This is a genomic window from Pseudarthrobacter niigatensis (genome assembly GCF_030812615.1).
Classification (GTDB): Bacteria; Actinomycetota; Actinomycetes; order Actinomycetales; family Micrococcaceae; genus Arthrobacter; species Arthrobacter niigatensis.
The window spans coordinates 264,953-286,847 of record NZ_JAUSTB010000001.1; the positions used below are offsets into that span (position 1 = coordinate 264,953).

Here is a 21,895-nt window from a genome sequence, read left to right on the forward strand (position 1 = left end):
TAAAACGGCACGGGGGCTCGGCGCCGACATGTGGGCGAAACGCCCGGCGGAGCGGTAAGCTCTACATCGAGTAGTAAAACTTTTTTGTGCCCGGAGCGCCGATGGGCTGCCCGGACAACAGCAACAAGTAGGAAGGGCCGTCTGTGAGTTCGCAGAACCGAACCGGCAGCCGACGCAAAACGATCACCACGATCTCAAGCTTGGCTATAGCCGGCGCGTTGGTTTTGACCGGATGTTCGCCAGAGGTAGAGAAAGGCTGGATGCCCACTGAACGGGGCACTACCAGCAACACCGACCGCATCATGGACCTCTGGGTCAACTCATGGATTGCTGCGCTCGTGGTTGGCGCCATCACGTGGGGCCTGATCATTTGGTGTATTGTCGCCTACCGCCGCCGCAAGGGAACCGTCGGCTTCCCGCGGCAGACCAGCTTCAACCTTCCGCTGGAAGTCTTCTACCTCACCATCCCCATCTTCATGGTCCTGGTGTTCTTCTACTTCACGGACCGTGACCAGCAGGCGATCGATGACCGCTCACAGCCTGCCGACGTCGTCGTGGACGTCCGCGGCAAACAGTGGGCCTGGGACTTCAACTACAAGTCCGGCCAGGTGATCCAGGAAGACCTCCACGAGGCAGGCGTCCAGGCGCATCTCACTGGCAACACCATCGATATGGAACAGCTCCCCACCCTGTACCTGCCGGTCAACAAGTCCGTTGACCTCGAGCTCAATTCCCGTGATGTCATCCACTCCTTCTGGGTTCCCGCCTTCCTGCAGAAGCGCGACATGATTCCCGGCAAGACCAACTACATCCGGTTCACCCCCACTAAAGAGGGCACCTACGACGGTAAGTGTGCCGAACTCTGCGGCGAGTACCACTCCGAAATGCTGTTCCGCGTGAAGGTGGTGTCGGAATCCGAATTCCAGGCCCACATGGACCAGCTCAAGGCTGCAGGCAACACCGGCCTGCTCGGTGTTGAGTACGACCGCAACCCGAACCTGAACGAAACCAAGTAAGGGGAGCGACGTGGCTACGTACACCCAATCCGCACCCACGGGAGTCCTGTCTGCTCCCGTGGTACCCAAGTCCAAGGGGCGCATCGTCGTCAACTGGATCACCTCCACCGACCACAAGACCATCGGGTACATGTACCTGATCGCGTCCTTCGTGTTCTTCTGCGCAGGCGGGGTTATGGCGCTGCTGATCCGCGCCGAACTCTTCGAGCCCGGCATGCAGATCCTGCAGACCAAGGAACAGTACAACCAGCTGTTCACCATGCACGGCACCGTCATGCTGCTGATGTTCGCCACCCCGCTGTTCGCCGGGTTCGCGAACGTGATCATGCCGCTGCAGATCGGCGCACCTGACGTGGCGTTCCCGCGCCTGAACGCGCTGGCCTTCTGGTTCTTCCTGTTCGGCTCCACCATCGCCGTGTCCGGCTTCATCACCCCGCAGGGCGCGGCATCCTTTGGCTGGTTCGCCTACGCGCCCCTGTCCAACACCACATTTACGCCGGGCATCGGTGGCGACCTGTGGGTCTTTGGCCTGGCACTGTCCGGCTTCGGCACCATCCTCGGTGCCGTCAACTTCATCACCACCATCATCTGCATGCGCGCCCCGGGCATGACCATGTGGCGCATGCCGATCTTCACCTGGAACACCCTGATCACCGCCATCCTGGTGCTCATGGCGTTCCCGCCGCTGGCCGCGGCACTGTTCGCCCTCGGTGCGGACCGGAAGTTCGGTGCCCACATTTTCGATCCCGCCAACGGCGGCGCCGTCCTGTGGCAGCACCTGTTCTGGTTCTTCGGCCACCCCGAGGTGTACATCATCGCGCTGCCGTTCTTCGGCATCGTCTCGGAGATCTTCCCGGTGTTCAGCCGCAAGCCGATCTTCGGCTACAAGGGCCTGGTCTACGCGACCATTGCCATCGCAGCCCTGTCGGTCACCGTATGGGCCCACCACATGTACGTCACCGGCGCGGTCCTGCTGCCGTTCTTCTCCTTCATGACCATGCTCATCGCGGTACCCACCGGCGTGAAGTTCTTCAACTGGATCGGCACCATGTGGCGGGGGTCCCTGACCTTCGAAACCCCCATGCTGTGGAGCCTCGGCTTCCTCATCACCTTCCTGTTCGGCGGCCTCACCGGCATCATCCTGGCGTCCCCGCCGCTGGACTTCCACGTGTCGGACTCCTACTTCGTGGTGGCGCACTTCCACTACGTGGTCTTCGGCACGGTCGTGTTTGCGATGTTCGCCGGCTTCTACTTCTGGTGGCCGAAGTGGACCGGCAAGATGCTCAACGAGCGGCTCGGCAAGATCCACTTCTGGCTGCTGTTCCTGGGCTTCCACGGCACGTTCCTGATCCAGCACTGGCTCGGCGTCATGGGCATGCCCCGCCGCTACGCGGACTACCTGCCGGAGGACAACTTCACCTGGATGAACCAGTTCTCCACCGTCGCTTCCTTCGTGCTCGGCGCCTCCCTGATCCCGTTCTTCTGGAACGTCTACATCACCTGGCGCAAGGCTGAGAAAGTCCAGGTTGACGACCCCTGGGGCTTCGGAGCTTCGCTGGAATGGGCCACCTCCTGCCCGCCGCCGCGGCACAACTTCACGTCCCTGCCCCGGATCCGTTCGGAGCGTCCCGCCCTGGACCTGCACCACCCGGAACTCCGCCAGGTCCACACCGCCGATTCGCCGGCTCCCGCGGCCGCAGTTCTCGGTAACGCCGACCAGAAGGACACTGCACAGTGAAAATCGAATCCTGGATCTTTGGCTCCGGAGTTTTCTTCTTCGTACCCGTCTCGCTGGTCTACGGCTTCCTGACCAACTGGAGTGAGTGGGTCGGTATCCTGGGCATCCTGCTGCTGGGCGGCCTGGCTGGCATGATCGGTGCCTACCTCGGCTTCACCGCCCGTCGCGTAGGGCTTCGTCCCGAGGACCGCAGCGATGCTGAGATCCACGAGGGCGCCGGCGAGCAGGGCCACTTCAGTCCCTGGAGCTGGTGGCCTCTGGTCCTCGGTATCGCCTGCGCTACCGGCTTCCTGGGCCTGGCCGTTGGTCCCTGGATCATCTTCATCGCCGGCGGCATCGCCGTCGTAGCCCTCGTGGGCTGGGTGTACGAGTACAGCCGCGGAGACCACGCACACTAAGCAACAAAGAGAATATCGACGGCGGGCCCCACCAGATTGGTGGGGCCCGGCGTCGTTAATTGCCTTCCAACGGCCCTTATCCAGCCACCTGCGACTCCAAAAGATCGCGAAGCTCCCGCAGGGCCGCCTTCGCCCTTCCAAGCCACTGAGCGTCCGCCAGCGGAACTTCACTCACCGAGAGCTCCACCTCACAGCCTTGCGCGAAGTCAGCTCCCATCACCTGGAGCAGCGACCGCGCGTCCACCTCCGCGGCGCCGGCCTTGCTGATGGTGACGGGAAGCCCGGTGTCCGTGGCGGCCCGGACGAATACCGCTGCGGAACGTGCATGCAGGCCTGCCGGCGCTGCCACCACTGCCTTTTCTACTGGCAAAGGGACTCCTTTTCGAGAGACGGCCCCCTCCGTCATTTAGTGAATTTCCAGACCAAATATAGCGGTCACCACGTTGTGGTTAGCAAAGACGGAGACTGTGCCGGCGCTGGTCTAGACCGTCCTAAAATTGAATGAACCCAACGGCAGGAGAAAGAACATGGCAGCTGGCGCCGCGGCAATCACGGGCGACATTGACCGCACCACCGGCACGGCGATTTACGTCCAGCTTCGTGAGATCCTTCGGGCGTACATCGCCCAGTCCTGCCCACCGGGATCTGCGCTGCCGTCAGAACGGGACCTGGCGGACCGGTTCGGGCTGGCGCGCATGACAGTGCGCCAGGCTATTGATGCCTTGGTGGGGGAGGAGGTTATCGAGAGGGTTGTGGGCCTCGGGACCTTCGTGCGGCGGCCGAAACTGGATCTTCAGGTGAAGCTCACCTCCTACAGTGAAGAGATGCAGCGGCGCGGCATGGTGCCCGCAGCCAAGGTGCTTAGCTTCGAGCAAATAGGTGCCAGCGCGTTCCTGGCCCGCGAGCTCCAGCTCGATGAGGGTACACCGCTGGTCCGGTTCCGCAGGCTGCTGCTGGCCGATGGGGAGCCCATGAGTGTGGATGAGAACTTCATCCCGGCCCACCGCGTCCCCGGCCTGCTCGATGGTGAGCCGCCCACGTCCCTGTACAACGTCCTGAGCGAGCAGTTCGGGCTGGTGATGGAGTGGGGTGAGGACATGATCGAGGCCACGGCCGCTTCACCGTCCACCGCCCGGCTCCTGAACGTAGAGGTGGGGGCGCCGTTGCTGAAGATCCAGCGGCATGCCTTCGTGGCCCGGGCGATGGTTGACTACTCCGTGTCCTATTACCGGGCGGACCGGTACAAGCTGTGGGTGCCCCTCCAACGGCCCGGAGCCCGCCGCGCCCGCAACCACTGACAGGTTCACGATTACCTTTTTGCTGCAGCACGCAGGGACAGCCGCGGCGAGCGGTCTTGCCGCAGTCGGGACAATTAAGCAGTGAAGGCCCGATCCTTACGGATCGGGCCTTCACTGTTGGAACACAGAGCCTAGTGCGTCAGGCTCTTGGATCCTTCAGCTGCTTCGACTGCCTCGTGGCCATGGCCATGGGCTGCTTCGAGCTCTGCGGGCGTTGCGGGCGCAACACGGTCCTCGAAGAACCAGCGGGAGAGGAACGCGCGGCGCTTTTCCTTGCGGGTCACGACACCGTGCTCGTTCGGCACAGCAGGCAGAACCTGGGGTGACTCGAAACCAACCAGCTTGTATCGCTTGTACTCGTCCAGCGGCGCATGGACCTCGATGAATTCACCGTGCGGGAGCCTGACAATCCGTCCGGTCTCGCGGCCGTGGAGGGCGATCTCCCGATCCTTGCGCTGCAGCGCCAGGGCGACGCGCTTGGCGACAATGAAGCCGATTACCGGTCCGACGAAGAACAGGGCGCGGAGCCAGTAGGTGACGTCATTGAGGGACACGTGGAAGTGCGTGGCAATGAGGTCTGAACCTGCAGCTGCCCACATCACGCAATACCAGATGAAGCCAGCCACACCGATGCCCGTACGGGTCGGGGCGTTGCGCGGACGGTCCAGCACGTGGTGCTCGCGGTCATCCTTGGTGATCCAGCGTTCGATCCACGGGTAGGTGAACATCACGGTGAACAGGATTCCGGCGGGGACCAGTGCCGGGAGCAGCACGTTGAACGTGAACACATGTCCGAAGAAGATCTGTTCCACGTGCCAGTTGCCGAGCGTTCCGGGCATGAGCCGGAGCGCACCATCGACGAAGCCGATGTACCAGTCAGGCTGCGTACCGGCAGACACGGGGGAGGGGTCATACGGACCGTAGTTCCAGATCGGGTTGATGGTGAAGAATGCTGCCATCAGTGCGATAACACCGAAGACGATGAAGAAGAACCCACCGGCCTTCGCTGCGTAGACAGGACCCAGAGGGTAGCCGACAACGTTGTTGTCGTTCCGGCCGGGACCGGGGTACTGGGTGTGCTTGTGGACGACCACCATGAACAGGTGCAGGACTATCATCAGCAGGATCAAGGCCGGAACCAGCAGGATGTGGAGCATGTAGAGGCGGCTGATGATGGCCGTGCCCGGGAACTCGCCGCCGAACAGGAAGAACGAGATGTACGTTCCGATGACCGGGATCGACTTGATGACGCCGTCGATGATGCGCAGGCCGTTGCCTGACAGCAGGTCGTCGGGGAGTGAGTAGCCGGTGAAGCCGGCAGCCATGGCCAGGATCAGCAGGACGCTGCCCACGACCCAGTTCATTTCACGCGGACGGCGGAACGCGCCGGTGAAGAAGACCCTCAGCATGTGGACTGCGATGGAGGCCACGAACAGCAGGGCGGCCCAGTGGTGCACCTGGCGCATGAAGAGTCCGCCCCGGATGTCAAAGGAGATATTCAGCGAGGAGCTGTACGCCACCGACATTTCCACTCCCTTGAGGGGAATGTAGCCGCCGTCGTAATGGGTCTCCGCCATTGACGGATCAAAGAAGAACGTCAGGAAGGTTCCGGACAGCAGAAGGATGACGAAGGAGTACAGCGCCACTTCACCGAACATGAAGGACCAGTGGTCGGGGAAGACTTTACGGCCGAACTCGCGGAGGATTCCGGAGCCGCCAACACGCGAGTCGACGAAGTCGGTGATCCGGCCTGTCTTGGTTTTGGCGACGAAAGCCGGCTCAGCTGTTGATGCTGCGCTCATGCGAATCACGCTCCCAGTAACTTGGTCCTACGGGTTCATGGAAGTCGCTGGTAGCGACGAGGTAGCCCTCGTCATCAACTGCGATGGGCAGCTGGGGCAGAGGACGGCTGGCGGGGCCGAAGATCACCTTGCACTCTTGCGTGAGGTCGAAGGTGGACTGGTGGCACGGGCACAGCAGGTGGTGCGTCTGCTGCTCGTACAGAGCAACGGGGCAGCCAACGTGGGTGCAGATCTTGGAGTAGGCAACGATGCCGTTGTAACCCCATTCTTCGCGGCCCTTTGAGGGGTTCAGCGATGCGGGATCAAGGCGCATAAGCAGCACAACGGACTTTGCCTTCTCGTTGAGCTTGCCTTCCTGCAGTTCATTCAGGCCCTCGGGGATGACGTGGAAGGCTGAACCGATGGTGACGTCCGAGGCCTTAATGGGAGTTCCATCAGGGTCGCGGGTGAGGCGCTTTCGCTTTCCGTCCTGCGGAGCCCACATGGTGTGCGCGAGCTTGTCGTCAGGGCGGGGACCGAGGTCACCGAAGATGGCGACGGCGGGAAGCGGGGCCAGTGCGACCGCACCCAGGAGGGTGTTGCGGATCAGCGGGCGGCGCTTGATGCCGGTCTCTTCCACAATGTCGTCGACGATGCGGACCGCAGCCTGGCGGTCTTCTTCATACCGGATGGCGTGGCGTTCCTCGGAGACTTCGTGGTCGGGCATCAGGGCCTTGGCCCAGTGCACGATACCGGTACCGATACCCAGCATGGCGAACGCTGTACCAATGCCGAGCAGGGCATTCTGGAGCCGGATGGTGGCAATGCTGGAGTCATCACCCAGATCAATGGCGAAGTACGCCACCAGGAAGATCAGGGTTCCAACAACAGAAATGCCAAATAGTAAGGCGACCTGCCGTTCTGCCCGCTTTGCGGCCTTCGGGTCCGTGTCAGCCAGGCGCAAACGATGCGGGGGAATTCCAGGATCCTGGAACTTCTCCACCTCATTCTGACCAGCCGTAGCTACGGTGCCCGAGTGGTTCGGACTGCCGTCACTATGGTTGCCCATAATTCGCCTCATCCTTCTCTCGTCCCGGCAGTTGCCGGGTTAGTTTCTAATTTCAAGCTGCTGACTGGGCAGCAGAAGTTGTGGGTTCCTGCGGAAAGTCAGGACGTCCTGGACGTAAGCCAGATGGTGAAGGCAATGATGACGCCAAGGCCAGCTACCCAAACGAACAGGCCTTCGGCAACCGGACCCAGCGAGCCGAGGTCGGCCCCACCCGGCGAGCCGGTGGTTTCAATCTGCTTCAGGAAGGTGATGATGTCCTTCTTGCCTTCAGGAGTGATGTTGGCATCGTTGAACACCGGCATGTTCTGCGGGCCCGTGACCATGGCCTCGTAGATGTGCTTGCCGGAGACGTCGGCCAGGGCAGGCGCGAACTTGCCGCGGGTCAGTGCACCACCGGCAGCGGCGGCGTTGTGACACATGGCGCAGTTGGTGCGGAAGAGCTCACCGCCGGCAGCTGCATCGCCGCCAGCGTTTGTCAGGTCTTCTGCAGGGATTGCCGGGCCGGCTCCCAGGGACGCAACGTAGGCTGCAAGCTGGTGGGTCTGCTCGTCGTTGAACTGGACGGGCTTCTTCATGGCCTGCGGGCCGTTCATCTGCATCGGCATGCGGCCGGTGCCTACCTGGAAATCAACAGCGGCTGCACCGACACCCACCAGCGACGGGCCATCCTTGGAACCACTGGCACCCATGCCGTGGCAGGTGGCGCAGTTGGCGGCGAAGAGCTTGCCGCCTTCTTCCGTGTCGCTTGCGCTGAACGTGGTGGTGGAAGCCTTGGCCTGGTTGACGGTGGTTGCCACGGCGTACAGCCCACCCGTGATGAGGAGCCCCATCAGAAGCAGCGCTATTGCTGCAAGTGGGTGACGCCGCTTTTGTGAGAGTGCCTTCACGTGGTGGTTCCTTTATTCGATCCTGCGCCGGCTCCGGGAGCCGCTACCTGAAATTCTGCCTCTTGTAGAAAAAGAATCAAAGCTGGCTACTTGAGTACGTAGATGACCAGGAAGAGGCCGATCCACACGACGTCAACGAAGTGCCAGTAGTAAGAGGTGACGATCGCGGACGTTGCTTCGAAATGTCCGAACTTCTTCGCGGCGAACGACCGGCCCATGATGAGCAGGAAGGCGATAAGGCCGCCGATCACGTGGAGGCCGTGGAAGCCCGTGGTCATGTAGAAGGCCGAGCCGTATGCATTGGAGGAGAGCGATACGTGCTCTGAAACCAGCATGGCGTATTCGGTGGTCTGGCCGGCAACGAAGAACGCACCCATGAGGAACGTCAGGGTGAACCATTCGTTCATTCCCCAGCGGGCAAACTGCAGGGCACCGCCGGTGCGCCGTGGCTGCAGCCGCTCTGCGGCGAAGACGCCCATCTGGCAAGTGAAGGAACTGGCCACGAGGACGATCGTGTTGACGAGCGCAAAGGGGAAGTTGAGCTTGGCCGTCTCTTCCGCCCACATCTGTCCGCTCGTGGAGCGCAGAGTGAAGTACATGGCAAAGAGACCGGCGAAGAACATCAACTCGCTGGACAGCCACACAACGGTTCCGACAGAAACCATATTGGGGCGGTTCAGCGTGGGGTGCGCCGGGGTACTGGGGGCATGGGTCGCAGATGTCACATAGACATTATGTCTGTAAAAGTCCGTGCTGCCCAACGCAAACCGCCTTTTCGGAGGACTTTTTCTACAAAGACGCGAAATTGCCCGGAAAAGTTCCCGCGACGGTTCACATTGGTCACTGGCCGCCATCGGTCGATAGCATCAGCACGTGACTTCTCAGGCAACTAAAGCGTCCGCCAACACCTGGCCCCGGTTGATCTCGGCGCTCATCAAGGGCACTGACCTCACTGCGGAGAACACCTCCTGGGCCATGGACACCATCATGTCCGGGGAAGCAACACCGGCCCAGATCGCCGGATTCCTTGTGGCCCTCAGCGCCAAAGGCGAGACGGTGGATGAGCTCTCCGGCCTCGTGGAGGCAATGCTTGCCCACGCCAACCCCGTGACCATCAGCGGGGAAAAACTCGACATTGTCGGTACCGGCGGTGACCAACTTAACACCATCAACATCTCCACCATGGCCGCGCTGGTCTCTGCCGGGGCCGGCGCCAAGGTGGTCAAGCACGGGAACCGCGCGTCGTCGTCGTCGTCCGGTTCCGCTGACGTACTTGAGGCGCTCGGCGTCCGGCTGGACCTGCCCATTGCCCAGGTGGCCCGGAACGCGGAGGAGGCAGGAATCACGTTCTGCTTTGCCCAGGTGTTCCACCCGTCGTTCCGGCACACGGCCGTCCCGCGGCGGGAACTGGCGGTACCCACAGCCTTCAACTTCCTGGGACCGCTCACCAACCCTGCCAATGTGCAGGCGTCAGCCGTGGGCGTCGCCAATGCGCGGATGGCACCACTCGTGGCCGGGGTCCTGGCCCGCCGGGGGAGCAGGGGACTGGTCTTCCGCGGCAATGACGGGCTGGACGAACTGACCACAACGGGCCCGTCCACTGTCTGGGAGATCCGCGACGGGGCCGTCAGTGAACTGCGTTTCTCCCCGGAGGACCTCGGCATCAGGCTGGCTACTGTTGAACAACTCCGTGGCGGTAATGCGGCGGCGAACGCGGGGGTTGTCCGGGATGTGCTGGCCGGCAGTGAGGGCCCGGCAAGGGACGCCGTGCTGGTGAACGCCGCGGCAGGCCTGGTTGCGTTCGACCGGGACGCCGAGGGCCCGTTCCTTGACCGCATGAAGGAGGCATTCGCGCGGGCGGCGGACTCGATCGATTCCGGTGCCGCCGCGGCCGTGCTGGACCGTTGGGTGTCCCTCTCGCGCGCCTAAACCGCGGTTATTGTTCGAAGCCCAGGGAAAAAGCGGCGTCAAGGTCGTGCTGCGAGTAGGCCCTGAACGCGATGTGCGTGGTGGTGTGGACCACTGCGGGAACTTTTGAAAGCCGGTCCGCGATGACGTCGGCGAGGTCTTCGTGCCTGCGGACCCGCGCTACTGCAATGAGGTCCCATTCACCGGTGACCGAATACACCTCGCTGATGCCTTCGATGGCTGAAATCTCTTCAGCCGTCTCCGGGATGCGGGCGGCGTCAGTCTTGATCAGAACAAATGCGGTAACCACGCTTGAACCCCTTCAATCAGTGCCGCCGCGATGACCCACGGCAGGCTTTTCTCTCTGGCCAGCCTATTACACGGGCGCCGGACCCGGCTGACACCCTGAATCCGCCTTCTCTACCTGCCCTGCCGTCGGCGGAAGCGCACCACGCCTGCCACCAGGAGCCGGTACCCCACCAGCAACACGGCGAGGGCCAGCGTTGCAACGATAATGAAGGGAAGGACCACCGTTTGCCCGGTCAGGGCCCGGAGGAGCATTCCGCCAACCAGGGTAGCGAGCCAGACTGGAACGCCGGCCCGGGCGATGGCCAATGGACTGCGCCACACCCTGGCAGCCGCCCATCCTGCCGCTGCGCCGGCAAGGAATGGCCAGGCGGTCAGCAGCACGCCGAGGACGGGCTCCTCGCGGTGGTGCGCATCCCGGCCTATAGCGGCGAAAACAAGGATCAGCACGACGTCGGCCACTGCTGCAGCCAGTGCTGACCGTGCGGGTGTGGTCGGTGCAGGCTTGGTTTTCAGGGAACTCATGTTTCGAGCTTAGCTGCCGCCAGGAGGCGCGCTGACGGGCTCTCTAAAGAAGGGGAGTGGACTCTAGTGCCGGTTACTGAAGCGGGCTGTCACCGTGGCACCCCTTGTTGGGGATGCAGTAATCTCGCTGCAGTAGGTGAGGCCCCCTAGCCATGACGGAGACACCGTGAATAAAGCCCTATGGATCTGCAGCCTGGTGGGTGCTGCTTTGGGGATCAGCCTGGGCCTGGCGATCTTCCACACGCCGTTTTGGGGTTTCGCAGTGGGGCTCGGCCTGGGTGCCGTTGTGGGGGCCTCAATTCGGCGGAGCCACTAGAGGCTGGGTGGCCGAATGAGGGAGTGCCATCTTGCCGTTACTTGACATAATGTAGATTATCGGCGCTTTGGGCAGGTCCGGAAGCGGAGCATCGACTTCGGCCGTCCGGGCCTGGATGCGCCATCAAAGACCCAGCACCGCCGTTCCAGTCACCGGGCCCATTGTCTTTCTCCAACCGCACGTCAAGAATGACGTGATGACGGTTTACGTGCGTTCACTTGAAACTGCAGTTCCGGCGACAAAACTGATCCAGTCCGAAGCCCGTGATGTCTTTGCCGCCCAACCGGGACTTTCCCGGCTTGGGTCCCGCCTGGTCAACACCTGTTTCGACGGCGCAGCCATCGAGACGAGATTCACCGCCGTCCAGGAACTCACCAACGCGTCACGCTCGGAGAACCCCCAGTTTTACGACCCGGACACCGGGCTCCTGCTGAACCCCAGCACCAAAGTCCGCAACGATATCTTTGCCCGGGAAGCCACCAAACTCTTCGTAGAACCGGCCCGGGCTGCCCTGCAGGCTGCGCCGGAGTTGGATTTACTTGACATAACTCATCTCGTGACGGTGTCATGTACGGGCTTTTTCAATCCTGGCCCGGACTACAAGGTGGTCCGCGAGCTAGGACTTAGTCCTTCCGTGCAGCGGTACCACCTGGGCTTCATGGGCTGCTACGCGGCCTTTCCCGCCCTCCGCGCGGCCAAGCTGTTCTGTGAATCCGACCCGAATGCGGTTGTCCTGGTGGTCTGCGCCGAACTCTGCTCACTGCACGTACGCACGTCCAATGATCCGGACACAATCATGGGTTCGGCCCTGTTCGCCGATGGCGCCGCTGCCGCCGTCGTGACTGCACGCCCCGGCGTAGAGGAAGCCGCACTGTTGAAGCTGGACCATTTCGAAACAGTCCTGACCCCTGTTGGTGAGGACTCCATGGCGTGGAACATCGGCGATCATGGGTTCGAGATGGTCCTGGGCAACTACGTGCCCCACATCATCGATGACCACATCGTCGGTGCCCTGCAGCCGCTGCTGGCAAAAGACCCGGAATTGGCGGCACTCCCCTACACCGCAATCCCCCACTGGGCGATCCACCCCGGCGGGCGCAGCATCCTCGACAAGGTCCAGTCCCGGCTTGGCCTCAGCGATGAGCAGCTGGTTCCCGCCAGGGACATTCTCCGCAACTACGGCAACATGAGCAGCGCCACAGTCCTGTTCGTCCTCAAGCACATCCTGGAACAACCGCTGCACCCGGATGGTCGCCACGACGGCGAGGCCATCTGTTCCATGGCCTTTGGCCCGGGACTCACGGTGGAGACCGGCCTGTTCACCAAGCTCCGGCAAGCCGCGGCATGCACCTGGGACCCCGGACTGCGGGAATCCGCTGCGGTGGCCTCCCTCATGCCGGGCCAGGACCGGATGACTGAGATGGCCTGACGGGATTCGCGTGGGAATCCTGCTGCGAACGCGCGCTGCCGGAGCGGTGGAGCAGATGGACCGCGCCGACTGCGATGCCCGGCTCCTGGACAATACGTACCGGCAGTTCTGGGTCATCAATAGGGTGCTGTCCGGTTGGCGGCGGCTGTACCGGACGGAGCTGCGCACCGCCGCTGCGTCGCAGCAGCGCCCATTGACCGTGCTGGACATCGGCTCCGGTGGCGGCGACCTTGCCGTCATGCTCGCGCGCTGGGCAGAGCGGGACGGCCGGCCAATCCACGTCACCGGCATCGATCCGGACCCGCGCGCCGCCGCATTCGCCCGCCGGCGTCCGGCAATCCCTGGCGTCGACTTCCGGCAGGCGCACAGCGGCGACCTGGTCCGGGAAGGCGCCCGGTTCGACGTCGTGATTTCCAACCACGTACTGCACCACCTTGATCGCGCGGAACTCCGGCAGCTGCTGTCGGACTCGGAAATCCTGGCCACCAGGAAAGCGCTGCACAACGACCTCATCCGCAGCCCCGCCGCCTTTGCCCTGTTCAGTGTGGCCGCGCTGCCTTTCAGGAAGTCCTACATCCGCGGGGACGGCCTCACCTCCATCCGGCGCAGCTATACGCCCGCGGAGCTGGCCGCTTCCGCTCCCCCGGGCTGGTCCGTGGAGCGCCCGTCGGCCTTCCACCAGGTCCTGGCTTGCCGGAAGGACTGACATGGACGCCGATGTCCTGATCGCGGGCGGCGGTCCCGTGGGCCTGTACCTGGCAGCCGCGCTGCTGCAGGAAGGCGTAACGGTGAGGGTTTTCGAGCAGCGGCAAGCCCCGAACCGGCATACCAGGGCGATCGGCATCCACCCGCCGGCCCTGGAGGCCCTTGCCGGGGTGCAGGTGGCATCCAGCATGGTTCACGAAGGCGTCCGCATCCGTGCCGGAATGGCGGTCAGCGGCGGCAGGACGACGGGAACCATGGTGTTCGACCATGTGTCCAGGGACTTTCCATTCGTGCTGGCACTCCCGCAGTTTAGGACCGAACAGCTCTTGGAAGAGCGTGTCCTCGCCCTCGATCCGGGCGCGATTGTCAGGGGCGCCCGCGTCACGGGGGTTACGGACGACGGCGGCAGGGTCACCGCTGCGGTGGAGGCCGGCCCGGGTGCCACGCGTCCGTGCGGCAGTGCGACTGGAGCGTTGCTCGTTGCGGCCGACGGCGCCCGGTCAGCGCTGCGGGAGCGGCTCGGCGTCCCCGTTGTCCGCAGGACCTATCCGGACCATTACCTCATGGGCGATTTTGAGGACGGCACGGAGTACGGGGACAATGCCGTCCTGTTCCTCGAGCCCGACGGAATCGTTGAGTCGTTTCCGCTGCCGGGAGGCGTCCGGCGCTGGGTGGTGCGGCTGGACTCCCCCGCCGGAGCGGCTGCAGGGCCCCACGATCTTGCGGAGCTGGTGCGCCGCCGGACCGGGAATCAGCCGGATCCAGCGTCCAACTCCATGCTGAGCGCCTTCAGCGTGCGTTCCGGAATTGCGCAGAGGACAGTCGCCGGACGCGCAGTGCTGCTGGGTGACGCCGCCCATGAAATCAGCCCCATCGGCGGGCAAGGCATGAACCTTGGGTGGTTGGGAGCCCGGGACCTTGCGCCGTTGGTCTGCGCCGCCCTGTCGGGCAAACCCATGGGCCTTCAACTTCGGAAATTCGAGCGGAACCGCCGCCGGGCAGCCCATGTGGCCCGTCGGCAGGCGGAAATCAACATGATGCTGGGCAGGCCGCTGCCGCAGCCGCTCCTGCAGTTCCGTGTTGCCGGCATTGGTGCGGCCGCGGCAATACCCGCGGTGAACCGCTGGGCCGCGAAGCGCTTCACCATGCAGTAGCAGGTTTCCGGCGCGGAGGGCGGTTACCGGAAGTAGCAGTCGTAGCTGTCCTGGCTCACGATCACACCGTCGCTGACCTGGAAGACGGACGACGTCCTGGCACGGATCGTCTCGCCCCGGTCCCAGTACTTCAGGTCCATGAGCACCGTGGCGGACCAGTCAGCCTCCACCACCACCCGGCCGCCCTCGCACGTGGTGCGCCGGACAGTGAACTGCTGGTCCTTGACCACCTCGCGGCTTTGGTCGGCGCCGGCCAGCACCGCCGCCAGTGTCCGCGTGGAACCTTCCGGTGCCAACAGGTGCGGGGCCTCGATCAGCACGAACTGCTCCGCAAGGAACGGCCGGATGTCCGCGGCACCGCCACCCGCTTCAAGGACCCGGATGAATGCCAGGACGTGTTCCAGCGGGGACTGTGCAGGAAGGGAATCATCAGCCATGCAGTAGACCCTAGCCGACCGTTCCTGCGTGCCGTCCGCCAGTAGGCTGTCCTCAGTGTGAGGGTGGTCTTGCCGCTGTTGCGGTGGTTGGATCCTGATCACCTGGTTGTCTGGCTCTTAGGCTGGCTGCCGCCTTCGGGTTGGCGTGCATGGGTTTTGCCGGCGTCCGGGTGTGATGGACCGGCCGGCGTGACTTGATAGGAGCGTGGCATCGCCCCCACTGAGGTTTGTCCGCCGACCGGCCCAGCCGTCCTCAGAATGGAAGGAGGCAACCACCATGGTTGTCGTTGGCGCGGATGTTCACAAGCGTACGCACACGTTTGTTGCGGTCGATGAGGTCGGCCGCGAGCTCGGCCAGGTCACGGTCACGGCCGATGAGAAAGGCCACGGGAAGGCGATCCGGTGGGCCCGGGAGCGCTTTGGGCGGGAGGTGCTGTGGGGCATCGAGGATTGCCGGCATCTCTCGGCGCGGCTCGAACGGGACCTTTTGGCCGCGGGCCAGGCGGTAGTGCGGGTACCACCCAAACTCATGGCCCAGTCACGGGCCTCCGCCCGCACCCGGGGCAAGTCGGATCCGATTGATGCCCTTGCCGTGGCCCGGGCCGTGCAGCGGGAACCAGACCTTCCCGCTGTCAGTCATGATGAAGTCTCCCGTGAGCTGAGATTGTTAGTGGACCGGCGCGAGGACCTGGTCAAGCATCGTACTGCGACCGTAAACCGGTTGCTGTGGCGGGTGCACGAACTCGACCCCTCGATGGCCCCGCCTGCCCGCTCGCTGGGCCTTGCCAAGCATCAGCAACAGCTGCGGGCGCGGCTCGAGTGCTTCCACGGGGTGCTGGCCGAGATCGCGGTGGATGAGCTGCAGGACGTTGTCGAACTCACCGGGCGCATCAAGGCCCTGGAAAAGCGCATCTGTTCGCTGGTTCGTGAAGTCGCTCCCACACTGGTGGCAATGCCTGGCTGCGCGGAGCTGACCGCGGCCAAGATCGTCGGCGAGGTCGCTGGCATCGCACGCTTCAAATCCGAAGCCGCCTTCGCCCGGCACACCGGTGTAGCCCCCGTGCCGGTCTGGTCAGGCAATACCGCAGGACGGTTCCGTTTGACGCGTTCGGGAAACCGCCAACTCAATGCCGCCCTGCACCGTATCGCGATCACCCAGGCACGTCTCGAAGGGCTGGGAAAGGTGTATTACGAGAAACGCCTCGACGGCGGAGACAGTAAACCCGAAGCCCTGCGCTGCCTCAAACGACGCCTCGCCCGGATCGTCTTCAACAACCTCCGAACCGACCACCAGAAACAGACAACGACTTGCGCCGCCTTAGCGGCTTGACATAGGAGTAACCCATGACCCAGACTGTTCCCCCGACCACCGCCAGCGCCGGCCAGATCCGCGAGCTTGTTGATCAGGTCCTCTCTGCCGGATCCCTCCCGCCCATTGTCCAGGCCGGGCACCCGGCACTCCGGCAGTGTGCCGCTGACTTCGATGGCCAGCTGTCAGACGACCAGCTGGGCCGCCTGGTCGAAGTCATGCGCCAGGTCATGCATGAAGCACCCGGAGTAGGCCTTGCCGCGCCGCAGCTGGGCATCCCCCTGCGGCTGGCCGTCCTGGAGGACCAGTACGACATCGACCCGGCTGCTGCCGCCCTCAGGAACCGGAGCCCCCTGGACTTCCTTGCCATCCTCAACCCCCGCTATACACCGGTTGGCCCGGGACATGCGTCATTCTTCGAAGGTTGCCTTTCCCTCAACGGGCTGCAGGCGGTGGTGGCGCGTCCCGAGACCGTCCTGCTGGAGTATGCAACGCCCGACGGCGCGGCGGAGCGGCGTGAGTTTTCCGGGTGGCAGGCGCGCATCGTGCAGCACGAGACGGACCACCTCGACGGCATCCTGTACATAGACCGTGCCCAGCTTCGTTCGTTGAGCAGCAACGCCGAGTACGCGGCCCACTGGGCGGAAGCGGGCATCACCAAGGCGCGGGAAGGGCTGGGTTTCGACGACGGACCCGCCGGGATCTCCCTCGGCTGACAGTTACCGCTTCCTCCGCATGCAGGGCGGCAGGGCTGAACACCCAGCCAGCCCTAAACTGGTTCCCATGCCTTCCGCGGACCTTCCCCTCCTGTGCCCCGTCTGCTCACGTCCACTGGAGTACCTGCCTGCGGAGGCCACGCGCCAGCCACGCCTGTCGTGCCCGGAGGGGCACAACTTCGATGCCGCCCGGCAGGGCTACTTCAACCTGCTGGTGGGTAAGGGCACACCCTTTGAACCTGACAGCGCCGCGATGGTGGCGTCACGGTTCGCCTTCCTGGGGAACGGCCACTACGCGCCGCTGGCACACGCCCTGGCCTCCGCCGTCGTACCTTTACTGCGGGAGGAAGGCGCTGTGGTTCTGGACTCCGGAACCGGGACCGGCCATTACCTGCGGGAGATCCTCGACGCTGCAGCCACCGCGGGCCGCCCGGCTTCTGCGATCGGCCTGGACATCTCGAAGTTCGCCCTCCGCCGGGCTGCCCGCCTCAACCCGGAGGCCGTCAACCTGGTCTGGGACATCTGGCGGCCGCTTCCGGTGGCGGAGAATTCGGTGGATGCGGTCACCGTGGTCTTCGCTCCGCGGAACCCCGAAGAGTTCGCCAGGGTCCTGCGCCCAGGGGGCGTGCTGGCAGTGGTGACGCCGCGGCCCGGACATTTGGCAGGCATCGCGGCCGTAACCGGAATGCTCGGCATTGAAGAGGGCAAGGACGAGCGCCTGGCGGACGCAATGGCCGGGCACTTCGAGCCCAAAACATCCCTTGACGTGGACATACCGCTCACGCTGGGCCGCGCGGCCGCGGCGGACCTGGCGTTCATGGGACCGGCCGGCCACCACCTCGACCGGGACCAGATCACGGCCCGGCTGGAAAGCTCCCCGGAACCGGTTCGGGACGACGCAAGGTTTCGGATTTCCGTGTTCCGGCCCCGGGCCCAGGGCGCCCCGTAACGACTTGGCCACTATCCCCCGGCGCCCGCTGTGAACCCGCCCACAAGCCAGGTCCGCGGACTACGATGAAAAGACAGTTACTGGCGGGTCCGCGGACGCGGCTCCCCCGTGACAAAGGGGGAAGCAGGAATGTTCGAATGGCTTGGGGAAAACTGGTGGGCGTTGTGGCTTACGGCTTTCCTGGCGTTTGCAGTGATCGAGATGATCACCCTTGACCTGTTTTTCATCATGCTGGGCGGCGGATCGCTTGCCGCACTGGTAGCCGATTTCGCCGGCGCCGAGCCTTGGCTCCAGGTAGTCATCTTTTGCATCGTGTCGCTGCTCATGGTGGCCTTCGTCCGGCCCGTGGCCCTGTCCCACCTGAAGAAGGGACCCTCGGAACAGCGGACCAACGTGGACCGGCTGATCGGTGAGCCGGCCGTGGTCATGGAGGCCGTGACGTCCGACGGCGGCCTGGTGAAAATCGGTGGAGATATATGGAGTGCACGCTCCGCTGCGGGAGTGCTTCCCGCAGGCCAGACGGTGGTTGTAGCGGCCATCGACGGCGCAACAGCAGTGGTTTCGGTGCCGCCCACGGCGGCCACCGGGCCTGATACAGCCTGACAATTGGGGAACAAGGAGTTGTATGGAAAACGCAGGCGGAACCGCACTGGCCATTGTGCTGGTGGTTCTGATCGTCTTTGTCATCATAGTTTTGGTCCGGTCCGTCCGGATTATTCCGCAGGCGCGCGCCGGCGTCGTTGAACGGCTGGGTAAGTACCAGCGAACCCTGAATCCGGGCCTGACCATCCTGATTCCCTTTGTGGACCGGCTCCTGCCGCTCCTGGACCTGCGTGAACAAGTCGTGTCCTTTCCGCCGCAGCCCGTCATCACCGAGGACAACCTGGTGGTCTCCATCGATACGGTGGTCTACTTCCAGGTAACAGACCCCCGAGCCGCGACGTATGAGATCGCCAATTACATCCAGGCGGTCGAACAGCTCACCACCACCACCCTGCGCAACGTGGTGGGCGGCCTGAACCTGGAGGAAGCCCTCACATCCCGGGACCAAATCAACGGGCAGCTCCGCGGCGTCCTGGACGAGGCCACCGGCCGCTGGGGCATCCGCGTTTCGCGGGTTGAACTGAAGGCCATTGATCCGCCCCACTCCATCCAGGACTCCATGGAGAAGCAAATGCGCGCCGAACGTGACCGCCGGGCCGCGATCCTGACCGCCGAAGGAACCAAGCAGTCGGCCATCCTCACCGCGGAGGGGCAGCGCCAGGCGTCCATCCTGGCTGCGGAGGGTGAAGCCAAGGCCGCCATTCTGCGGGCGGACGGCGAATCGCAGGCCATCCAGAAGGTCTTCGACGCCATCCACAAGGGAAACCCGGACCAGAAACTGCTGGCCTACCAGTACCTGCAGACGCTGCCCAAGCTCGCCGAAGGCTCCGCCAACAAGCTGTGGATCATCCCCAGCGAAGTCGGGGAAGCCCTGAAGGGAATTGGGAACGCCCTGGGCGGCACCAACGGGGAGGCCGGGACACTGTTCCAGGACGCCTCCACAGAGCGCACGCAACCATAAGCATCCCGAACACCAGGAGGGTTTGGCCGCGGACGCCGAACCCTCCTGTTTTGTCTGCGGTGGGATAAGAGTCGTATAATTGGGTATTTGTCCGGCAGGAGAATACCAGCTGGAACAACCAAGCTTCGCAATGCGTTGAATCCTATGATGCAACACACTGCACAAAGTAGTCCGGCGGTGCCACGGCGCCACCGGCTAGCGCGGAGATTTCATCCGCGAACCGACCAGAGGGAGAAATCATGAGCGATCGCAGCCTGCGGGGCATGCGCCTTGGTGCGCAGAGCATGGAGACCGAGTCCGGAGTTGAGCCGGCTCCGCGCCAGCGGGTCGAGTACCGTTGCGCGGATGGCGAGCAGGTCTTCGTCACGTTCTCCTCCGAGGCGGAAATTCCTCCGGTGTGGGTCTCCAAAACCGGTAAGGAAGCGCTCCTGGTCGACGGCGAAAAGCCTGACACCAGCAACGACAAAGCAGTCCGCACCCACTGGGACATGCTGCTCGAACGCCGCTCCCTGCCTGAACTCGAACAGATCCTCGAGGACCGCCTTACCATCCTGCGCGAACGCCGCGGAGAGCGGCGCTCGGCATAGAGCCAGTCCGCAAATAGGGGGCGGCCCCGCACAATGGTGCGGGGCCGCCCCCTATTTTTGTGCCGGCGTGACGCCGGCGGTGCCCCCGCGGGCAGAGGCCTAGGGCGTGTCTCCTAAACCTGGGTTGGTTTAGGCGGGATGCTTGATGGGTGTCGCGTACTTCTGTTTTGACTGATGGGCAGTGGGCCCGCATCCAGCCGTTGTTGCCGTCCTCTGATGGTCGTCGGGGTCGTCCTTTTCGGGACGACCGGCGCGTGGTCGAGGGCATCATTTACCGGTATCGGTGCGGGATCGCGTGGCGGGATGTGCCTGCCGAGTTCGGTCCGTGGCAGACCATTTGGAAGCGTCACCGCCGCTATAGCGGTGACGGAACGTGGGACAGCATCCTGGCTGCACTGCTGACGGTCGCGGACTCTCAGGGTGAAGTGGATTGGTCGGTCTCGGTCGATTCGACGGTGAACCGTGCCCACCAGCACGGCACCAACCTTCCGCGCGCCACAGGGGGCCGGCTCGAATTACATGAATCTGTTTGCTGAGCCGGACGATCATGCGGTTGGGCGGTCCCGGGGCGGACTGAGCACCAAGATTCACGCCTTGGTTGATGGCAAAGGCAGGCCCTTGGTTCTGCTGGTCGCCCCGGGCCAGGGCGGGGACGCGCCGATGTTCGCCCACCTCATGAACCAGCTGAAGATCAACCGGGCCGGTCAGGGCAGACCCAGAACCCGCCCGGACCGTGTCCGCGGTGACAAGGCCTACTCGTCTCGAGCGATCCGAACCCACCTCCGCGACCGCGGCATTATTGCTGTCATCCCGCAGCCTTCCGACCAGATCGGCCACCGGAAGCGACGCGGCTCCTCCGGTGGCCGGCCCCCGGCCTTCGACAAAGAGGATTACAAAGGCCGGAACGTCGTCGAACGGAACTTCAACGTCTTCAAGCAATGGCGTGCCTTGGCAACACGCTACGACAAACTCGCCCTCACCTACCGCGGAGGAGCGGTTCTTTGGGCAATCAGCATCTGGCTAACAGTTTTAGGAGACACGCCCTAGGCCCGCTTGTTCTTCAGCTTGCCGGCAAGGGTGTTCCAGCGCGCTGCCAGACCCCATTTGGTGACGTTGACCATGGCTTCGACCACGATGTTGCCGCTCATCTTGGATGCGCCGAGCTCGCGTTCAACGAAGGTGATGGGGCGTTCCTCGATGCGCAGGCCCAATTTGGCGACGCGCCATGCCAGGTCCACTTGGAAGCCGTAGCCCACGGAGTCCACCTGGTCCAGGTTGAGCTTTTCCAGGGTGGTCCTGCGGAAGGCGCGGTATCCGCCGGTCACGTCCCTGATGGGCAGGGCCAGCATCAACCGGGCGTAGGTGCTGCCGACGCGGGAGATTGCCTGGCGGTACAGCGGCCAGTTGACCACGCTGCCGCCGGGAACCCAGCGGGACCCCATGGCCAGGTCTGCGCCCTGCTCAACGGCCTCCAGCAGTTGGGGAAGCTGTTCCGGCTGGTGGGAGCCGTCTGCATCCATTTCCACCAGGACGTCGTAGCCGGCATCCAGGCCCCACTTGAAACCGGCAATGTAGGCGGCGCCCAGCCCTTCCTTGCCCTTGCGGTGCAGGACGTGAACCTGGGAGTCTTCTGCTGCAAAGCCGTCGGCGAGCTGGCCGGTGCCGTCAGGGCTGTTGTCATCGACCACCAGCACGTCCGACGCCGGAACGGCCGTCCGCAGGCGCTGGAGCGTCTTGGGCAGCGATTCCAGTTCGTTGTAAGTGGGAATGATCGTAAGGACGCGCACAGAGGGCCTTTCCTGG

Annotated in this window: 24 protein-coding genes; 15 read left to right on the forward strand and 9 right to left on the reverse strand. The window is 63.8% G+C overall.

What is annotated here, in order from left to right:
* Positions 1 to 143: 143 nt before the first annotated feature.
* From ctaC to J2T23_RS01275, 3 genes are read left to right on the forward strand one after another with little or no spacing between them, the layout of a single operon-like run.
* Positions 144 to 1,016, forward strand: a complete 873-nt coding sequence (gene ctaC / locus J2T23_RS01265; protein WP_141181616.1) for an aa3-type cytochrome oxidase subunit II — start codon at positions 144 to 146, stop codon at positions 1,014 to 1,016.
* A 10-nt stretch (positions 1,017 to 1,026) separates the two neighbouring features.
* Positions 1,027 to 2,754: an aa3-type cytochrome oxidase subunit I gene (gene ctaD, locus J2T23_RS01270; protein WP_141181615.1), complete on the forward strand. Its 1,728-nt coding sequence runs from the start codon at positions 1,027 to 1,029 to the stop codon at positions 2,752 to 2,754.
* Positions 2,751 to 3,152 carry a cytochrome c oxidase subunit 4 gene (locus J2T23_RS01275; RefSeq protein ID WP_141181614.1) on the forward strand — a complete coding sequence of 134 codons (402 nt, stop codon included), beginning with the start codon at positions 2,751 to 2,753 and terminating at the stop codon, positions 3,150 to 3,152. The genes ctaD and J2T23_RS01275 overlap by 4 nt, the downstream gene beginning before the upstream one ends.
* Positions 3,153 to 3,228: 76 nt before the next feature.
* On the opposite strand, the gene J2T23_RS01280 is transcribed toward J2T23_RS01275, so the two are convergent.
* Complete coding sequence (locus tag J2T23_RS01280; RefSeq protein ID WP_307356493.1) at positions 3,229 to 3,522, reverse strand: HPr family phosphocarrier protein; 294 nt, start codon at positions 3,520 to 3,522, stop codon at positions 3,229 to 3,231.
* A 157-nt stretch (positions 3,523 to 3,679) separates the two neighbouring features.
* Here J2T23_RS01280 and J2T23_RS01285 point away from each other — a divergent pair, with 157 nt between their 5' ends.
* Positions 3,680 to 4,450 carry a GntR family transcriptional regulator gene (locus J2T23_RS01285; protein ID WP_307356495.1) on the forward strand — a complete coding sequence of 257 codons (771 nt, stop codon included), beginning with the start codon at positions 3,680 to 3,682 and terminating at the stop codon, positions 4,448 to 4,450.
* A gap of 131 nt (positions 4,451 to 4,581) precedes the next feature.
* On the opposite strand, the gene qcrB is transcribed toward J2T23_RS01285, so the two are convergent.
* The 4 genes from qcrB to ctaE all read right to left on the reverse strand — a co-directional run bounded on the left by qcrB (position 4,582) and on the right by ctaE (position 8,912).
* On the reverse strand, positions 4,582 to 6,252 hold the full coding sequence (gene qcrB, locus J2T23_RS01290) for a cytochrome bc1 complex cytochrome b subunit (RefSeq protein WP_141181611.1): 1,671 nt from the start codon (positions 6,250 to 6,252) through the stop codon (positions 4,582 to 4,584).
* Positions 6,230 to 7,300 carry a cytochrome bc1 complex Rieske iron-sulfur subunit gene (gene qcrA / locus J2T23_RS01295; RefSeq protein ID WP_141181610.1) on the reverse strand — a complete coding sequence of 357 codons (1,071 nt, stop codon included), beginning with the start codon at positions 7,298 to 7,300 and terminating at the stop codon, positions 6,230 to 6,232. The genes qcrB and qcrA overlap by 23 nt, the downstream gene beginning before the upstream one ends.
* 98 nt (positions 7,301 to 7,398) lie before the next feature.
* The gene (gene qcrC / locus J2T23_RS01300) at positions 7,399 to 8,187 is read right to left on the reverse strand and encodes a cytochrome bc1 complex diheme cytochrome c subunit (protein WP_307356498.1); all 789 of its coding nucleotides are present in this window, start codon (positions 8,185 to 8,187) and stop codon (positions 7,399 to 7,401) included.
* Between the two features lie 86 nt (positions 8,188 to 8,273).
* Entirely contained in the window at positions 8,274 to 8,912 is a 639-nt protein-coding gene (ctaE, locus tag J2T23_RS01305; protein ID WP_175318541.1) for an aa3-type cytochrome oxidase subunit III, read from the reverse strand.
* A gap of 148 nt (positions 8,913 to 9,060) precedes the next feature.
* Between ctaE and trpD the strand changes: the two genes are divergently transcribed.
* Complete coding sequence (gene trpD / locus J2T23_RS01310) at positions 9,061 to 10,116, forward strand: anthranilate phosphoribosyltransferase (RefSeq protein WP_307356501.1); 1,056 nt, start codon at positions 9,061 to 9,063, stop codon at positions 10,114 to 10,116.
* A gap of 7 nt (positions 10,117 to 10,123) precedes the next feature.
* On the opposite strand, the gene J2T23_RS01315 is transcribed toward trpD, so the two are convergent.
* Complete coding sequence (locus J2T23_RS01315) at positions 10,124 to 10,405, reverse strand: Lrp/AsnC family transcriptional regulator (protein ID WP_141160402.1); 282 nt, start codon at positions 10,403 to 10,405, stop codon at positions 10,124 to 10,126.
* A gap of 110 nt (positions 10,406 to 10,515) precedes the next feature.
* Entirely contained in the window at positions 10,516 to 10,926 is a 411-nt protein-coding gene (locus tag J2T23_RS01320; RefSeq protein ID WP_307356503.1) for a DUF3054 domain-containing protein, read from the reverse strand.
* Between the two features lie 512 nt (positions 10,927 to 11,438).
* On the opposite strand from J2T23_RS01320, the gene J2T23_RS01325 reads away from it, so the two are divergent.
* Genes J2T23_RS01325 through J2T23_RS01335 form a run of 3 tightly spaced genes read left to right on the forward strand, consistent with a single transcriptional unit; the run spans position 11,439 to position 14,530 of the window.
* Entirely contained in the window at positions 11,439 to 12,671 is a 1,233-nt protein-coding gene (locus tag J2T23_RS01325) for a type III polyketide synthase (protein WP_307356504.1), read from the forward strand.
* 55 nt (positions 12,672 to 12,726) lie between these two features.
* Positions 12,727 to 13,377, forward strand: a complete 651-nt coding sequence (locus J2T23_RS01330) for a methyltransferase domain-containing protein (protein ID WP_307357116.1) — start codon at positions 12,727 to 12,729, stop codon at positions 13,375 to 13,377.
* 1 nt (position 13,378) lies between these two features.
* Entirely contained in the window at positions 13,379 to 14,530 is a 1,152-nt protein-coding gene (locus tag J2T23_RS01335) for an FAD-dependent oxidoreductase (protein ID WP_141181607.1), read from the forward strand.
* Positions 14,531 to 14,553: 23 nt separating this feature from the next.
* On the opposite strand, the gene J2T23_RS01340 is transcribed toward J2T23_RS01335, so the two are convergent.
* Positions 14,554 to 14,967 (reverse strand): nuclear transport factor 2 family protein, encoded by a 414-nt coding sequence (locus J2T23_RS01340; RefSeq protein WP_307356506.1) that lies wholly within the window; start codon positions 14,965 to 14,967, stop codon positions 14,554 to 14,556.
* A gap of 277 nt (positions 14,968 to 15,244) precedes the next feature.
* Between J2T23_RS01340 and J2T23_RS01345 the strand changes: the two genes are divergently transcribed.
* The 7 genes from J2T23_RS01345 to J2T23_RS01375 all read left to right on the forward strand — a co-directional run bounded on the left by J2T23_RS01345 (position 15,245) and on the right by J2T23_RS01375 (position 21,139).
* Positions 15,245 to 16,297, forward strand: coding sequence for an IS110 family RNA-guided transposase (locus tag J2T23_RS01345; protein WP_307356508.1), 1,053 nt, complete (start codon positions 15,245 to 15,247; stop codon positions 16,295 to 16,297).
* Between the two features lie 14 nt (positions 16,298 to 16,311).
* The gene (locus tag J2T23_RS01350) at positions 16,312 to 16,992 is read left to right on the forward strand and encodes a peptide deformylase (RefSeq protein ID WP_307356510.1); all 681 of its coding nucleotides are present in this window, start codon (positions 16,312 to 16,314) and stop codon (positions 16,990 to 16,992) included.
* 67 nt (positions 16,993 to 17,059) lie between these two features.
* Entirely contained in the window at positions 17,060 to 17,941 is an 882-nt protein-coding gene (locus J2T23_RS01355) for a methyltransferase domain-containing protein (protein ID WP_307356512.1), read from the forward strand.
* A gap of 129 nt (positions 17,942 to 18,070) precedes the next feature.
* On the forward strand, positions 18,071 to 18,544 hold the full coding sequence (locus J2T23_RS01360) for an NfeD family protein (RefSeq protein WP_141160411.1): 474 nt from the start codon (positions 18,071 to 18,073) through the stop codon (positions 18,542 to 18,544).
* A gap of 22 nt (positions 18,545 to 18,566) precedes the next feature.
* Positions 18,567 to 19,505, forward strand: coding sequence for an SPFH domain-containing protein (locus J2T23_RS01365; protein ID WP_307356515.1), 939 nt, complete (start codon positions 18,567 to 18,569; stop codon positions 19,503 to 19,505).
* 239 nt (positions 19,506 to 19,744) lie between these two features.
* Complete coding sequence (locus J2T23_RS01370) at positions 19,745 to 20,092, forward strand: RNA polymerase-binding protein RbpA (RefSeq protein ID WP_026266052.1); 348 nt, start codon at positions 19,745 to 19,747, stop codon at positions 20,090 to 20,092.
* Positions 20,093 to 20,241: 149 nt separating this feature from the next.
* Positions 20,242 to 21,139, forward strand: a protein-coding gene (locus J2T23_RS01375) for an IS5 family transposase (RefSeq protein WP_141181604.1) whose coding sequence is annotated in 2 segments (ribosomal slippage) — positions 20,242 to 20,592 and positions 20,594 to 21,139 — 897 coding nt in all. Because the reading frame shifts where the segments join, the coding sequence is not laid out codon by codon here.
* Here the strand turns inward: J2T23_RS01375 and J2T23_RS01380 are convergent.
* Positions 21,136 to 21,879: a polyprenol monophosphomannose synthase gene (locus tag J2T23_RS01380; RefSeq protein ID WP_141160413.1), complete on the reverse strand. Its 744-nt coding sequence runs from the start codon at positions 21,877 to 21,879 to the stop codon at positions 21,136 to 21,138. The genes J2T23_RS01375 and J2T23_RS01380 overlap by 4 nt on opposite strands.
* Positions 21,880 to 21,895 lie beyond the last annotated feature (16 nt).

Bases quoted from the DNA above. Each gene is read 5' to 3' on its own strand.
- J2T23_RS01285 (WP_307356495.1), top strand. From the start codon at position 3,680: ATGGCAGCTGGCGCCGCGGCAATCACGGGCGACATTGACCGCACCACC.
- qcrB (WP_141181611.1), bottom strand. From the start codon at position 6,252: ATGAGCGCAGCATCAACAGCTGAGCCGGCTTTCGTCGCCAAAACCAAG.
- qcrA (WP_141181610.1), bottom strand. From the start codon at position 7,300: ATGGGCAACCATAGTGACGGCAGTCCGAACCACTCGGGCACCGTAGCT.
- J2T23_RS01320 (WP_307356503.1), bottom strand. From the start codon at position 10,926: ATGAGTTCCCTGAAAACCAAGCCTGCACCGACCACACCCGCACGGTCA.
- J2T23_RS01325 (WP_307356504.1), top strand. From the start codon at position 11,439: ATGACGGTTTACGTGCGTTCACTTGAAACTGCAGTTCCGGCGACAAAA.
- J2T23_RS01330 (WP_307357116.1), top strand. From the start codon at position 12,727: ATGGACCGCGCCGACTGCGATGCCCGGCTCCTGGACAATACGTACCGG.
- J2T23_RS01335 (WP_141181607.1), top strand. From the start codon at position 13,379: ATGGACGCCGATGTCCTGATCGCGGGCGGCGGTCCCGTGGGCCTGTAC.
- J2T23_RS01340 (WP_307356506.1), bottom strand. From the start codon at position 14,967: ATGGCTGATGATTCCCTTCCTGCACAGTCCCCGCTGGAACACGTCCTG.
- J2T23_RS01345 (WP_307356508.1), top strand. From the start codon at position 15,245: ATGGTTGTCGTTGGCGCGGATGTTCACAAGCGTACGCACACGTTTGTT.
- J2T23_RS01350 (WP_307356510.1), top strand. From the start codon at position 16,312: ATGACCCAGACTGTTCCCCCGACCACCGCCAGCGCCGGCCAGATCCGC.
- J2T23_RS01355 (WP_307356512.1), top strand. From the start codon at position 17,060: ATGCCTTCCGCGGACCTTCCCCTCCTGTGCCCCGTCTGCTCACGTCCA.
- J2T23_RS01360 (WP_141160411.1), top strand. From the start codon at position 18,071: ATGTTCGAATGGCTTGGGGAAAACTGGTGGGCGTTGTGGCTTACGGCT.
- J2T23_RS01365 (WP_307356515.1), top strand. From the start codon at position 18,567: ATGGAAAACGCAGGCGGAACCGCACTGGCCATTGTGCTGGTGGTTCTG.
- J2T23_RS01370 (WP_026266052.1), top strand. From the start codon at position 19,745: ATGAGCGATCGCAGCCTGCGGGGCATGCGCCTTGGTGCGCAGAGCATG.